The organism is Peribacillus sp. NPDC058075, from assembly GCF_042885195.1.
Classification (GTDB): Bacteria; Bacillota; Bacilli; order Bacillales; family DSM-1321; genus Peribacillus.
The window spans coordinates 2,505,654-2,519,319 of the sequence record NZ_JBHVSL010000001.1; the positions used below are offsets into that span (position 1 = coordinate 2,505,654).

The following is a 13,666-nucleotide window of genomic DNA, read 5'->3' on the forward strand; positions in this document are numbered from 1 at the left end:
TAGGTTATTAGCTGCTTTTTCTATACATCCCATATATATGAACGAGTAGACTAGATGTATATTCATATTGGTAGTATATCCAACAAACCTGAAGATCATCTCTAAACTGATCCATTCAGCTAAAATTCCTAATACAAATGCGCTAACTCCAACACCAACGTCGAAACTGGAAAAAAAGATTGCGTTGGCTGCACCTCTTTTTTCTTCACTTACCTTTTGAACGGTCCATGTTTGTAAACATGGCATAACAGTTGATTGCAAGGGACCGTCAAAAACTGACTTATTCCAAAGTCTTAGGACAGGGAAGTATTGTAAAATCCCGATTGGATAAAGCAATCGGCTCCAAGCTATCCAAATCGAATATCCTTTGTACAGATGCGTGGCGAGCATTTAAAACCTATGCAAAAGACAAAGGACTAGAGCATTATCCTTTCAAATCGGATGGAAAGGAACGTGTTAAAGGGCTTTTCCATATACAAAATGTTAAAAAGGCTGGATGGTCCGTTTTAATGACGCAAATACCTCAACCATTAATTGAGTTGGTTTCAATTCTTGGATGTAATTAGATTCCGTAATGATTCTACATCTAAGCAAAATGGTGATTGATAGTTGTCTATTATCTACCAATGCTACTTATGATAAATTAAGATTATCAACATTAAAAATAACCTAAGTAGGAGGTGAAAAATTGAAAAAACAATATTTTGTTCAATTCTCAGACGATAGTATAAAAGATGATTTTGCCCTTCCGAAAGATATGTTTACATCAATGGATGTCGGAATTAGAGACATAGATACGGACTTTCTTTATACATTGGTTCAAAATATATTAAGCTTTCCTGTATTCTTTGTGCTGGAATCTGTCATTTTTGAACATATTAAAAAGATTATTTTGGAAAGGAATATCCCTTACTATAAGTTTGCTTCGGACGGTATTATTATTAAAATTGATTCGGTTGACACACTAGAAGTGATTTGTAGTAGTACGGTTGATTTAGTTTTAAATGGATTGAGCGTGTTTATTTTCTTTGGACAAGGACTTTCTGAAGGGAATTTAGTCCCAACAAGAAACTGGGATAAACCTATTGAATTTAAAAATCTAGATTTTGAAAAGGTCGATACATTTATTGATGTACACGAGGTTGGACTCACTATATTTAGTAAGAATGACAAATACAACTCCCCTAAAAAAATTACACACTTTATATCAGAAGCCTACTCGCTTGATTTGGAGAACAGCGACATAAATAAGAACAAAATCAAGGACCTTGATTGAGGTCCTCAATTTATATTAGCTTATATCAACAATATTATTTATCAGAGCCTAAAAATCAAATGACTTTAATGTCATCCTATAGGAATTAACATCACAGTTTTTTTCCAATAAAAAACACCCTCGACAGGATGCTTTAAAATGACTAGGCTATAGAATTAGTTTATACGTTTATAATATGACTCCCGCAAAGCTTCCTCTTAATACTTGTTCCTCATTCTGATTTGCGCATAGGAAAGTTGCCAATATAGATATTCGACCATTATCTTTCTTTTCAAACTTTTCGATCGTTACCTCACATATTATTGTATCTCCTGTAAAAACTGGTTTAATAAACTCAAAATTCATGGTACGAGCCAATACATTGTTTTCTCCACCCACTTTTGTTGGTAAACAAGCAGTCAACAACCCTTGAATAACAAGTCTCCCCTGTTCATCGGGAGTAATATGGTGATCCCCCTCATCCCATGATACTTTTGTGAACAATTCAACATCCTCTTTAGTGAAAGTCCGTTCAAATGTAATAATATCCCCTACGTTTAAAGACAACTTTATTCCTCCTTTTATTTTTATCTTAATTTAATCGTGTAGACTTAAACGATTGCCGTCATTATATTTCTTGAAGTTTTCCAGTTTGGATAGCCGTGGTAACGTCTAATGTGGAATCATTAAAAACTCTGTAATATTTACCCATTTTCATTTTAAATGTGACATATATTCAAATGCAGTTATTCCATATACGCTTTTAAAATGTTTATTTAAATGGGTTAAATCCACAAAACCACAATCAGCAACAGCTGAATAAATATCTCCGTTTTTTTCTATTAGCTGCTTTGCACGTTCTATCTTGCAGTTAAGAAAGTATTGGTATGGTGAAATTCCAGTATGGGCCTTGAATAATCTGATAAACTGGAATTTAGATAAATTAAGCTCTTTACATATCTCGTCAAGTTTTAGTACATTGTCTAAATTGGTATGAAACATTTCCTTTGCTTTTCTAATTGGAGCGTTATCTTTCTTACAGTCTGTTGAAAGATTAGTTTGAATAAGGCTATCTGCGAGGGATAAGAGTAATTCACTGCACAAAGCCTCATCTTTTTCACTTAAAATAGCATTAGAAAGATTTAATATTCTTTGTTCAATACTATAATCATACACAATGGGAGTTGAAAATCGTACTAAATCCTTTTTCTCAATAACCTCTAAAAGCAATTGTGGCTCAATATATAGCATAACATAATCAAGACCTTCCTCATCATGTGCCATTCCGTCATGTGCCTGTTCTGGATTAAAAAGCATAATGCCATTTTGATATGACAAATGTAAACTTCCATCCAAGTTATAATGTTGAATACCACGCAATGTTACACCTATCGCATATTCCTTGTGAGAATGCTTTTTATACGTAAAATCAGTAATACTAGCTGACAACGCCGTAATACCTGCAGATTTTTTATAGATAAATTTGTCCATTAAATTCACCCCTTAACTACAACCAAATCAGTATAGCAGAATAAGCTAAAAATAATGCCATCACGGCATTAACAAACTTTTCATGCTTCTGTAAAAACTCCTTGAAGAGCGTACCGAAAAGAACCCATGTAATAAAAGCTGAAAATCCTACAATAGTTATAGAAACAACACTTATTGTCATTGCAGGCATTGCAGGATAGTATGGCATAATGAAGCTGGGAATTACAGTCATTGTAAATAGAACCACCTTAGGATTTAAAAACTGCATAAGGAAGCCTGATATAAAAGTGGCAGTTTGGTTTACAGTTGGTTTTGATGGATCCATTTTGTAAATTTGATAAGCGAGATAGAACATATAAAAGCTTCCGATTACCTGCATTACAATTAAAATTTGGGGGATTATCGTTACTAGCATAGTATTCAGCATAGCAGAAATAACAAGTAATAAACCAAAAGCAATAGTTGCTCCATACGTATATTCCATTGCCTTTTTTGTCCCCATATTATGCACCGTGGATAATATCACGATATTAGTAGGTCCTGGTGTAAAAGTTACAATAAAACAGTAAATTAAAAAAGATGTAATATTCATGAGGAAAACTCCTTTCAAGTAACCCATATATTACATCTTAAAATCAATTGGTATATAGTATATTATTGCAGGTTTATTTGGTTACCTCAAAGACCTCACAGAAAACGCATTAACCCTTCATCCGCCTTTTGTAATATGGGAGTACATAAAGGTTTATTTCAAAAAGAACATCAAAGGATAGTCTCAAATTCTAAGTTCATAATCGACCGTTTTGATATATGCTTGGAAACCGTACAATCCTGATACTGCCCTCTATAAAAATTCACCATTACTATATGAGTAAAAAGTTATTGGGAGTATTATGATTTTTTCTACTGTCAATTAAAGCGATACAATGAGCCAATCGTTCTATCCCTAGTTTAATTTGACTCTCGTTCACTTGAGAGATGCATAATCGAATGAGATTTTCCTTTTTATATTCCGCTAAAAACATCCTTGAGGCATCATCAACATATATATGCTGTTCGTTTAGCATATGAACCACCTGTTTTGCTTTCACATTCTCGGGTAAACTGATGGAAAGATAGAATCCTGAATTCGGTTTAGAAAAAGAAGTATTGGCCGGCAGCAATTCATCACATGCATCTTGAAGGATTTGCATTTTAGTACGGTATACCTCTTTTACTTTTTTGAGATGGCTATTAAACATACCGCTTTTTAAATAGATTTCTAGCGCACCTTGAGAAAGTGCTGAACTATTAAAATCAGAACTGAATTTATATCGCAAAAAATTGTTAATCATTAATGCCGGAAGAACGACAGTACCAATCCTTAATCCTGGGAGAAAGATTTTCGAAAGGCTTTTAATGTAGATCACTCTCCCAGAAGGATCAAAGGAAAATAAAGGATCAGATTTTGGATTTGGATCAAGGTCTCCTAAAATATCATCCTCCACTATATATACATCGTATTTTTCAGCTAACTCAACGATTTTTTTCTTTTCGCTATTCGTGTAACTATGTCCAAGTGGATTGTGAAATCTCGGGATCATATAGAAAAATTTTATATCATTATTTCGAAAAATGTATTCAAGTCGATCCAGATCAATCCCTTCCATTGATAATTCAATACCAAAAGTAGTAGCTTGATGCAGATAGATCGACTCTATGACTCCGAAATAAGTAGGCTGTTCTATCAGAATATTGTTTTTTCCATTTGGGAATGGCATAGAAACTAATAAATTAAGGGCTTGCTGCGAGCCAGAAACAACCACTAATCTCTCAGGTTGAGTGAACACCTGTAAATTTTGCAAATATTTCACCAACTGTACTCGCAGGGAGTAAAGCCCTTGTTGATCTGAGTATGTAAAAAGCTCTTCTTTATAATGGTCGATTGCTTGATTCATACAATGTTGAAATTCCACATAAGGCATAACATTTTTATCTGGACCGGCAGACAAAAAATCAATCACCTCAGTTTCTACCGTCTCTTTTTGATATTCATTCACAACATAGTAGCCGCTTTTAGGAACAGAATAGATTAAATGCTCTTTTTCAAGTTCTACGTATGCTTTATTGACCGTATTTTTGCTGCATGAAAAATACGCAGATAACTGACGAACAGAAGGAAGTTTGCTGCCTGCAATTAGCGAACCATCTTCGAGTCGAAGCTTAATATCTTCCATTATCTTCATATATTTTGAGTTCAATATATTGGTCCTCCTTCATCTGTACCAGGACAGATAGGTGAAAAAATGGTTTATTTTTATTGAATGTACTCATAGTATGTTAATTATATCAAAACTGTTTTTAAGATAAGCAAAAAATGGTACAGATGTGATACAAAATATAAAGATTGGGGTTGGAAGAAATGCAGGGAGTAACCAGGGAGAAATTAGGATTATTGTTGGGATTAGCAGGCGTCATTTGTTTTAGCTTAACGCTCCCCGCTACAAGTATTGCTGTAGAGTATTTTGGGACTACGGTCGTCGGTTTAGGAAGAACGGTTGTTGCTGCTATTTTAGTAGCTGTGGTATTGATCGGTCGAAAGGAAAAACTGCCTTCTCCAAGCCAATTCAAAAGTCTACTTATTGTTGCAGTTGGTGCAGTTTTAGGATTTCCGCTCCTCACTTCCTGGGCAATGGAATCCTTGCCTGTTTCTCATGGAGCTGTGGAAGTAGCACTGTTACCGTTAGCGACAGCTGGATTTGCTATGTTTAGAGCGGGGGAAATCCCTTCAATCAAATTCTGGGCTTCAAGTTTAATCGGCTCTTTAGCTGTCATTATGTATGCCCTCCATCTTGGGTTCGGTCAATTGCAATTTGCCGATTTAGCTTTACTAACGGCAGTGATCATACTGGGCCTTAGTTACGCTGAAGGGGGGAAATTAGCGAAAGAATTAGGCAGCTGGCAAGTGATTGCTTGGGCAATAATGATCGGTGCTCCATTTTTCATTATTCCAGTTGGACTAAACCTCACGACTGAAATGCTTCATGCCCCATTACAAGCTTGGATCAGTTTCATTTATCTCGCAGTCGTTAGTCAATTTCTAGCATATGTTGCTTGGTATAGCGGAATGGCTATGGGCGGGATAGCAAGGGTTAGCCAGATTCAATACTTACAACCATTTTTAATGATTCTATTTGCAACAGTATTTCTAGATGAAACCATCACAATTTTCACTCTTGTAATAGCTGTGATTGTTGTCTTTTCTGTTATATTAGGCAAAAATGCTCCTGTATCAAAAAAAGGCGCTGTATCGGGGAAAACCTAACTGCATGTTAAATTGAGATTTTTGTATAATTAAATAAAAATGTATATTTTTCTGCACAATTTTACGCAAAGACAAAAGTTCATTGTTTAGCAACTGGAAAAAATCCCAAATGCTGAATGAGGAACAGATTTATATTATTAATGAAATTAACCTAAAAAATGAAGTGAATGCCACTGCCCGAACGGGAGTGTTGATCAAATAAAGATTAACGCTCTTCTCCTTCACATATAGTGGTAAGTTGAAATTCATTCTACTTAGTAATTCTATATTCTTTTTAAGGATCTTCTCGCTCTTTAATATTTCCGATTTGTTTAAGGCGCAGTGATATTTCCACATTTGATAATCATGCCTCATCCAATCATCACGCCATCTTTAATTTTTCTAGTTTATCTTTTCCCATAATTCTATGTAGAGTTGCTACTTCAACAAACCATATAAGAATATGCAGGCGCAATTCGTTTCTGCCCTTATTGTTTCACTAAATCAAAATAAGCTGGGCTATTCCAGTACATTTTTCTCCAAAATCCGGCTTACCTTGTAGATTTGTCACGATTATTTCCCCGCCAAGAAAGGGTGGTACATATTTGTACCACCCTTTTACTTCTCGTTCCACAATCATGTCCTCTAATTTTATTGAACAGAAAAGCTTCACTCTCATATACCAATTGCTTCTATTTCATCATACAGTTACTGCTGCATTATCTGAATAAGGTTGCCGCATGTATCGTCGAAGACAGCTATTGTGACTTCGCCCATTTTTGTCGGCTCCATAGTAAACTTCACGCCATTTTCCAATAATCGTTCGTACTCTTTACGAATATCTGCAACGCCAAACATTGTTGCTGGGATGCCTTCGGAAAATATCTTCTTTTGATACTCCTTTGCCGCAGGGTGCTCATTCGGTTCGAGTAAAAGCTCGGTACCGTCATGATCATCGGGAGAAACAAGCGTAATCCACCTGAATTTCCCCATAGGAACGTCATGCTTTTTTTCAAATCCCAGCTTTTCTGAATAAAATTCCAGTGCCTTGTCTTGGTCTTGTACGAATATACTGGTAACAATGATTTTCATATCGTTTTGCCTCCTTGGATATTTACAACGTATGGTGAACTGCTAACAGTTGGCTGCAAGCAAAACAACCCACATTCGTCAGAAGTCCTGCTCCGAAAAGTTTACTCTATCCATCCTTTCAACAAGTTTTTAAGAGGTTCGTTGTTGAACATTAGTACTCGATATTTTCCCTTCCGCTTTGATTTTACGAGACCTGCATCTTCCAATGCAGAAAGATGCTTAGCTATCGCCTGTCTCGAAATGGAAAGGTCGTGCTTCATAATGAGACGTACCGTAAGTTCATACAACGTCAACTCGTTGCGTTCGGATAGTTCGTCTAATATAAGTCGACGAGTCGAATCGCCTAGTGCTTTGAATATAGCGTCTTTGTCCCAATTCATATTTCGATTATAAGCAACTCTACGGTTGCTTGTCAACCATAAGCAACTGTAGGGTTGCTTGAAAAAGGAACGCATCATCCCATGTTAAAGTCACATAATAGTTTGAACCATTATAGAAAATTAAACTTTTTTTCAACAAAAGGTAACACACTAGTTAAAATTATTAGCACCTTGTATGTTTTTTAATACGTTTCTTATTCAACTCCAGTTAGTCTAATTCCATACAATTCAGGATATCCATCTCATATGAAGTGTTTCTCCATTGTAGTGTTTTTAAATCAATTACAATCATTTAACATAGAAAAAAATCCCTGATCAAAAAGCAGAGATTTTTTCTTTGTTAAATGGCCTTAGAGAACACAAAAATGATTATTCGATAATAATTTCAATATAACATCCTTTATACTGTTAGGTATTCAGCATTTACAATATTTCGATATACCCCTCTGTCCCATGCACTCGAATTCGTTGCCCATCTTTTATCAGTTCAGTCGCATGTTCTACCCCAACAACTGCTGGCAAGCCATATTCACGTGCGATAACTGCTCCATGGGTCATCAGTCCACCAACTTCTGTGACTAAGCCTTTTATGGAAACAAACAATGGTGTCCAGCTAGGGTCAGTAAAGGAAGTGACTAATATATCTCCATCCTCTAGATTTGCTTCTTCCATGTTTAAGATGACACGTGCTCTTCCCTCAATAACACCGGAAGAAACAGGCAGACCTACAATAGCTTCGGCTGGGAGATTTTCTCGTTTGTACTCACCTACAATAATTTCACCATCAGACGTGATGACACGTGGAGGAGTTAGTTTTTCATATAATTTGTACTCGTCTTTTCGTTTGCTGATGATCTGGTAATCCAGTTTGTTTGTGCGTACTACTTCGCCAAGTTCTTCAAAAGTGAGATAAAATATATCTTCTTTTTCATAAATGATGCCTATTTCTACGAGTTGGTCGGCTTCTTTCAGTAAAGCCTGCTTATAAACGAAATAGCGACTAACCATGCCGTATTTGGGATATTCACGATAACCGATGAAATTCCGTATTAGGTCGATCATTCGTTTTGTTTCCTTGGCTTTTTGATCACCATCCGGTAATTGCTTCAATCGATCTAATAACTCTTGTTCTTTTTTCAAGGCTGCCTGTCGCCCTTGCTCAAATTTCCGTTTACTAGCATTAGGCTCAAAGTTTTTGATGTTACCCAGAATCAACGGGACAAGTGTAATTGGTTTTTCACTCCAACGAGTTCTAGTAATATCGATTTCCCCGGCACCTCGCATGCCGTATTTGCCGAGATAATCATAGATAGCTTCTTGCGTTTTTTGTCCACCTTCAAACTTAACCAGCTCATCCAAAAAGTTATCATCTTTTACATGTTGTAAATAATCAATGACTTCCGGATAAGGACGAATTACATCTGCGACCTCCATAAGCGCCAGACCCATTTCCGAGGTAATATTGTTTGGTACAGACTGAGAAAGCGTATCTGCTGCGTTTTTTTCACCTAACCACTCGTTCATTTTTTCATTGATCCATGATGAAGCATCCATAGCAGCCATAAAAACAGCTGAACTTTCTGGGTCAAATAAAATCTTCTTTAATATCTGGATATCTTCCAAGATAAAATCAAATAAATCTGATCTTGATTTCGTTTGGATGTTTTGTTTTAACTCTTCTATCGATGTTTGACTGCTCTTAATCAAATCAGAAACGATTGTCGGCTCGTTTTCGATTTGTGCCCTAGAATCCGCAGACATCACACTTTTATTGCTTTTACCGGAACTCTGTTCTTGCTTATGACTTGGTAAAGATTTTATGAAATCTCCTCGCTCTATTATGGTAATGAGTGCGTCTTTCATGAGCGGATCGTGTTGTCCCATGGCATCTAATAACATTTTTCTGCTGTCAGGTGAAGCCAGCATATGTGTGACATCAACAAACAGCCTCCCGCCAGCTTTACGCATAGGTGCAGGAGTGGTTAACAGGAAAAAAGACAATCCCAATGGTTTCATGGGGTCGGTCATCATTTGTTGATGACCGACAGATACATAAACGTGATTTACTTGATCATTCGCCTCAGGAATCGGGTATAAAGTAGTGATTGGCCGACTTTGGACTATATAAAATGTATCATCAACCAAACACCATTCGATATCTTGTGGACGACCAAAATAAGCTTCGATCTGTCTTCCAATGCGTGCCAGTTGTAAAATCTGTTGATCAGTAAGTGTTTGTGTCTTTTGCTGATCCGGATCGATCTGTTGTTTCACTGTTCCGCCTTCTTTTAGTCCATGGATAACCAATTTCTTGGTTGCTATCATCTTTTCGACGATTTCCTCTTCCTGTACTTTATAACAATCGGCAGAAACCAAGCCAGAAACCAGTGCTTCTCCAAGTCCAAAACTGGCATCAATCGATAGCAGCTTTCGGTTAGAAGTAATCGGATCAGCTGTAAATAAAATCCCTGAAGCCTGTGGGAAAACCATCCTTTGAACGATAACGGATAAAAGAACTTCACTGTGGTCAAATCCATTTTGCATACGGTAAATTACCGCACGATCCGTAAATAGGGAAGCCCAACATTTCCTGATATGCTGCAAGATGGCATCGACGCCGATGATATTTAAATAAGTGTCATGTTGACCAGCAAAAGAGGCATGTGGTAAATCTTCAGCAGTCGCACTGGAACGGACTGCATATGCTTGTTCATCACCAAACTGGGAGAGAAAGTGAGTAACTGCTTTCACAACATCGGAAGGAATTTTTACATCCTTAATGATTTGTCGAATCTTCCTGCTGATTTCACCAATTTGTTCACGATCTTCTACTTTTAGAATTGTCAGTCGATCCAACAAAGCATGGTACGTTTCGTTTTGTTCGATGGCTTTTTGATATCCCACTGTTGTAACACAGAATCCTTCTGGTACTTGTATTCTTTCAATTTTTGATAATTCCCCTAAATTTAATCCCTTTCCGCCAACGAGCAATAGCTGTGTTTTTTCCATCTCCTGAAAACCGAGAACCAATGAACCCATTCTAAATCCCTCCCACAAATCTCAATAAAGGTCTATTGTATTTTAGCAGTAGCAATTAAGAATAAATAGTCTATATTTACCATTTCTTATATGCTATAATTAAATTAGGAAGAGTAAGAGTTCAATTATCATACAGTAACCAAATGCCCCGGTTTCCCCTTAAAAGCAGTTCATATACCTCGATTGATTTACAGTTCCATACACAGTTGAACGCGAAATCGGCATGGAGTGAAACCTTTCAAATATGCTCCTTGAGTATCTTAAAACAGACGGTAAGCCGTATAAGAAATACCACTCGCAATCGGCAGGATAAAAAAAGCATCCAAATTAATGGATGCCTTCTGCTTTTATTCACTACTCTTGACATCTTTTATTAAATCATCTCTAAATGACTTTGCATCTCTTTCAAACACTTTTTCAAAACTTTTTTCATACTCTTCGTAGGTTATCTGACCTTTTTCAATCAGTAATTCTACTATAGCTTTAACCCTTACTCTATTCGACACTAGTTCATTCGTCATATTGGACAATAAAATACCGATTTTCTCATAATCATCATTCATTTTTTGTCATCCCCTTCGTTTAACCAATACGACAAAAATGAGACTTTTTCCTGCAAATAATCAGCACATATATGTATAAGTGCCCTATTTTAATTAAATTCATAGCGATTATCATATGTTCTTTCTAATTTGCTCAAAACGCAGTATTCCTTTTTTAATGTTTGCAACTGATTCTCCAACTCTGAATTTATACCGTTTCCCATTTTCTCTATAATTTCTTTTTGGGCTTTTTTATTGTCAAACAACTTTTTTAGCACTTTCGCATGTTCATCAAATATATCCACCTTTTCTCCCCCTTAGTTTTCATACTATTTATATTCAACTAAAAGGCAAGGATTCCTAATTGTTTATTCACTCTAAACTAGACACAAAACATTACAATCACTTTAATTGTTGTAGGTTTACATGGAACATATAAAACGCCTACCTGATGGTTAGACGGTTATGATATATATTCAACAAAAGAGGGAATACGTAGCAAACCATTCTTTGCATAGTTTCTGAACTTAACCCTATATTCAATCTTGGGATCCAAGTATTTAATTTATCGCACTTTTTTGGCTGAGAGGAATATAAAAACTGAACACCTAGGCAGCGCTTGTTTGCAAATGTGCGGAAGGACAATTACAAGCTTACTTCGATGATAACGAAGAAAAACCGAAATAAGATATTTTTAGTTTACTAATGAAGTAGGCTTTTTTATATTATACACATTGTGTAATTGTGTTATTGTGTAAAATATAAAACGGAAGAGAACTAATGGCTAATTATTTTGATGCACAGTCAGGCCTTTAGGGAATTTATCTATAAAAAGCTTTGGAGGTTATCTATGAATAGTAATGAAGTACAAGCATATTGGTTTGAGGATGATGGCATAATTCCAAACAACCCTACTCTTCCCATTCTCCTTTATCCCGGTGCCTTAACAGAACAGGCTGAATTGACAGAGAAAATATTCAATAAAAATAATTGGCGAAATAGCTGGATAAATGGCGTTTTTGATTTTCACCATTATCACAGCAATGCCCATGAAGTGCTTGGTGTATTACAAGGGAATGCAATCGTTCAACTTGGAGGGGAAAAGGGAAAATCTGTAGAGATAAAAACCGGTGATGTACTCATCTTACCGGCAGGAACAGGACATAAAAGACTGGCTTCGAGCAATGATTTTAAGATAGTGGGTGCTTATCCCGAAGGAAAGGAATACAATCTGAAAACGGAGAATGCCGAAGACAGGCTTCAATCCTTGGAGGATATCCCTAAAGTAGCCCTTCCCGAAACTGATCCTGTTTTCGGCGATCATGGACCATTACTATCGGATTGGAACGTCAGCAGTTAAAACGAAAGCCTTCTTTGTATCGTAAATATTAAATACTTTCCCAGTCCCCCTTCTAAAAGTCACGTCCATGGAGGTACTTCTTTAACAGGATTTAAAAATGCACGTGCTTCTTCCTCACGTTTCTCCCTTGCAGCCTTTTGAAGGTTGTTTTTTTACGATTTTCTTCAATCGAACTAATATATTCTTCCTTCAATATGGAATAAACGTGGAGATCTCAGTGTTTCCCCTTAATCTTCATCCCTTTACGCAAAATGCCCTCGTGTTTCATGCCCGCCTTTTCCATTACCCGTGCAGAACCAATATTTTCGGTAAAACAACGCGCCTGAATCCATATCAAATCCATATTTTCAAATCCAAAACGGATTAATTCCTTAGCTGCTTCTGTTGTAATCCCTTTCCCCCAGTATTCCGGAGAAAGCACATACCCAATTTCGGCACTATTTTGACCCGGATTCCAGGATAAAAAGTCGATTGTTTCTATCATTTTATGATTCTCTTTATATTCAATAGCCCATGGAGCTACTTTTCCATGTAAATATTGATTTAAAACAAAGCCAATAAATTCTTTTGTATCGTCTAAAGATTCATGAGCATCCCAGGTTACGAAGCGGGATACTTCTTGATTTGAGCAATATTCAAACATATCATTCACATCCTGGATAGTGACCTTCCTCAATATCAGTCGTTCTGTTTCCAGGATTGGCAAATCGCTGTATATTTCGCCTGTTTCCATGCTTCCACCCCTATTTTTAACTTTCTATTATTATACAAAATTTTCTAAAACGGTTGAGTTGAGGACCAACAAACAATCATAATGCAAAATGATATGGGCCACAGGTTTCTCTCCAACCTTCGAATGGATAGCAATCTCAGGGTTATTGGATAAAAAGGCCATCCTATACATAATCGTGGTGTTACGAATATAAGTGGATTGTATTTCCTGGGACACCCCTGGCAGCATACTCGCGGATCTGCTCTACTCTTGGGAGTAGGTGGGGATGCCGCTTACATTGCCAGCCGGCCGAAACAATAAAAGAACAACTAAAGGATATAACTGGTAACTTAATTGTTATAAATCTGCAACGTGTTCAGCAACAGGATTAGGTAGGTTTTCACGAAGATCCATCCTTCTTTCTTGAAAATTCACTGTCGTTGCTACTGACTTTATTCTTTTTACCGGTTAGGGAATGTTGGATGTTTATGATATTCCACCTTCATGGTTTA

14 protein-coding genes and 2 pseudogenes are annotated in these 13,666 nt (G+C 36.5%); 4 read left to right on the forward strand and 12 right to left on the reverse strand.

The genetic code is table 11. From position 1 onward, the window contains the following. Nucleotides 1-45: 45 nt before the first annotated feature. A pseudogene (locus ACFVS1_RS12425) lies at nucleotides 46-279 on the reverse strand (MFS transporter); the annotation flags it as partial. On the opposite strand from ACFVS1_RS12425, the pseudogene ACFVS1_RS12430 reads away from it, so the two are divergent. Together ACFVS1_RS12430 and ACFVS1_RS12435 are read left to right on the forward strand one after the other, a co-directional pair. Then, nucleotides 252-673, forward strand: a pseudogene (locus ACFVS1_RS12430) (IS1595 family transposase); the annotation flags it as partial. The pseudogenes ACFVS1_RS12425 and ACFVS1_RS12430 sit on opposite strands and share 28 nt — an antisense overlap. Before the next feature lie 15 nt (nucleotides 674-688). After that, the gene (locus ACFVS1_RS12435; protein WP_387547756.1) at nucleotides 689-1,276 is read left to right on the forward strand and encodes a hypothetical protein; all 588 of its coding nucleotides are present in this window, start codon (nucleotides 689-691) and stop codon (nucleotides 1,274-1,276) included. Nucleotides 1,277-1,444: 168 nt separating this feature from the next. Here ACFVS1_RS12435 and ACFVS1_RS12440 read toward each other — a convergent pair whose 3' ends face one another. The 4 genes from ACFVS1_RS12440 to ACFVS1_RS12455 form a co-directional block, all read right to left on the reverse strand. Then, nucleotides 1,445-1,822 (reverse strand): FAS1-like dehydratase domain-containing protein, encoded by a 378-nt coding sequence (locus tag ACFVS1_RS12440; protein ID WP_352921144.1) that lies wholly within the window; start codon nucleotides 1,820-1,822, stop codon nucleotides 1,445-1,447. Nucleotides 1,823-1,969: 147 nt separating this feature from the next. Next, nucleotides 1,970-2,746 carry an AraC family transcriptional regulator gene (locus tag ACFVS1_RS12445; protein WP_387547760.1) on the reverse strand — a complete coding sequence of 259 codons (777 nt, stop codon included), beginning with the start codon at nucleotides 2,744-2,746 and terminating at the stop codon, nucleotides 1,970-1,972. A gap of 16 nt (nucleotides 2,747-2,762) precedes the next feature. Next, the gene (locus tag ACFVS1_RS12450; RefSeq protein WP_387547763.1) at nucleotides 2,763-3,338 is read right to left on the reverse strand and encodes a LysE family translocator; all 576 of its coding nucleotides are present in this window, start codon (nucleotides 3,336-3,338) and stop codon (nucleotides 2,763-2,765) included. A gap of 271 nt (nucleotides 3,339-3,609) precedes the next feature. Next, nucleotides 3,610-4,986, reverse strand: coding sequence for an aminotransferase-like domain-containing protein (locus ACFVS1_RS12455; RefSeq protein WP_387547766.1), 1,377 nt, complete (start codon nucleotides 4,984-4,986; stop codon nucleotides 3,610-3,612). A gap of 161 nt (nucleotides 4,987-5,147) precedes the next feature. Between ACFVS1_RS12455 and ACFVS1_RS12460 the strand changes: the two genes are divergently transcribed. After that, on the forward strand, nucleotides 5,148-6,050 hold the full coding sequence (locus tag ACFVS1_RS12460) for a DMT family transporter (protein ID WP_387547769.1): 903 nt from the start codon (nucleotides 5,148-5,150) through the stop codon (nucleotides 6,048-6,050). Between the two features lie 478 nt (nucleotides 6,051-6,528). Here ACFVS1_RS12460 and ACFVS1_RS12465 read toward each other — a convergent pair whose 3' ends face one another. From ACFVS1_RS12465 to ACFVS1_RS12490, 6 genes are all read right to left on the reverse strand, one after another. After that, entirely contained in the window at nucleotides 6,529-6,663 is a 135-nt protein-coding gene (locus tag ACFVS1_RS12465; protein WP_387547772.1) for a hypothetical protein, read from the reverse strand. Nucleotides 6,664-6,737: 74 nt separating this feature from the next. Further along, on the reverse strand, nucleotides 6,738-7,121 hold the full coding sequence (locus tag ACFVS1_RS12470) for a VOC family protein (RefSeq protein ID WP_241592880.1): 384 nt from the start codon (nucleotides 7,119-7,121) through the stop codon (nucleotides 6,738-6,740). 101 nt (nucleotides 7,122-7,222) lie between these two features. Next, on the reverse strand, nucleotides 7,223-7,501 hold the full coding sequence (locus ACFVS1_RS12475) for an ArsR/SmtB family transcription factor (protein WP_101221498.1): 279 nt from the start codon (nucleotides 7,499-7,501) through the stop codon (nucleotides 7,223-7,225). A 423-nt stretch (nucleotides 7,502-7,924) separates the two neighbouring features. Beyond that, nucleotides 7,925-10,540 carry a phosphoenolpyruvate synthase gene (ppsA, locus tag ACFVS1_RS12480; RefSeq protein WP_387547776.1) on the reverse strand — a complete coding sequence of 872 codons (2,616 nt, stop codon included), beginning with the start codon at nucleotides 10,538-10,540 and terminating at the stop codon, nucleotides 7,925-7,927. Between the two features lie 347 nt (nucleotides 10,541-10,887). Then, complete coding sequence (locus tag ACFVS1_RS12485; RefSeq protein WP_137019808.1) at nucleotides 10,888-11,103, reverse strand: hypothetical protein; 216 nt, start codon at nucleotides 11,101-11,103, stop codon at nucleotides 10,888-10,890. 89 nt (nucleotides 11,104-11,192) lie between these two features. After that, complete coding sequence (locus ACFVS1_RS12490) at nucleotides 11,193-11,387, reverse strand: hypothetical protein (protein ID WP_387547779.1); 195 nt, start codon at nucleotides 11,385-11,387, stop codon at nucleotides 11,193-11,195. Nucleotides 11,388-11,932: 545 nt separating this feature from the next. Here ACFVS1_RS12490 and ACFVS1_RS12495 point away from each other — a divergent pair. Then, entirely contained in the window at nucleotides 11,933-12,442 is a 510-nt protein-coding gene (locus ACFVS1_RS12495; protein ID WP_387547782.1) for a cupin domain-containing protein, read from the forward strand. A 214-nt stretch (nucleotides 12,443-12,656) separates the two neighbouring features. Here the strand turns inward: ACFVS1_RS12495 and ACFVS1_RS12500 are convergent, their stop codons facing one another. Beyond that, entirely contained in the window at nucleotides 12,657-13,175 is a 519-nt protein-coding gene (locus tag ACFVS1_RS12500) for a GNAT family N-acetyltransferase (RefSeq protein WP_387547785.1), read from the reverse strand. Nucleotides 13,176-13,666 lie beyond the last annotated feature (491 nt).

Excerpts from the sequence above, each read along its gene's own strand:
- ACFVS1_RS12445 (WP_387547760.1), bottom strand. The coding sequence starts at position 2,746 with ATGGACAAATTTATCTATAAAAAATCTGCAGGTATTACGGCGTTGTCA.
- ACFVS1_RS12450 (WP_387547763.1), bottom strand. The coding sequence starts at position 3,338 with ATGAATATTACATCTTTTTTAATTTACTGTTTTATTGTAACTTTTACA.
- ACFVS1_RS12460 (WP_387547769.1), top strand. The coding sequence starts at position 5,148 with ATGCAGGGAGTAACCAGGGAGAAATTAGGATTATTGTTGGGATTAGCA.
- ACFVS1_RS12470 (WP_241592880.1), bottom strand. The coding sequence starts at position 7,121 with ATGAAAATCATTGTTACCAGTATATTCGTACAAGACCAAGACAAGGCA.
- ACFVS1_RS12475 (WP_101221498.1), bottom strand. The coding sequence starts at position 7,501 with ATGAATTGGGACAAAGACGCTATATTCAAAGCACTAGGCGATTCGACT.
- ppsA (WP_387547776.1), bottom strand. The coding sequence starts at position 10,540 with ATGGGTTCATTGGTTCTCGGTTTTCAGGAGATGGAAAAAACACAGCTA.
- ACFVS1_RS12485 (WP_137019808.1), bottom strand. The coding sequence starts at position 11,103 with ATGAATGATGATTATGAGAAAATCGGTATTTTATTGTCCAATATGACG.
- ACFVS1_RS12495 (WP_387547782.1), top strand. The coding sequence starts at position 11,933 with ATGAATAGTAATGAAGTACAAGCATATTGGTTTGAGGATGATGGCATA.
- ACFVS1_RS12500 (WP_387547785.1), bottom strand. The coding sequence starts at position 13,175 with ATGGAAACAGGCGAAATATACAGCGATTTGCCAATCCTGGAAACAGAA.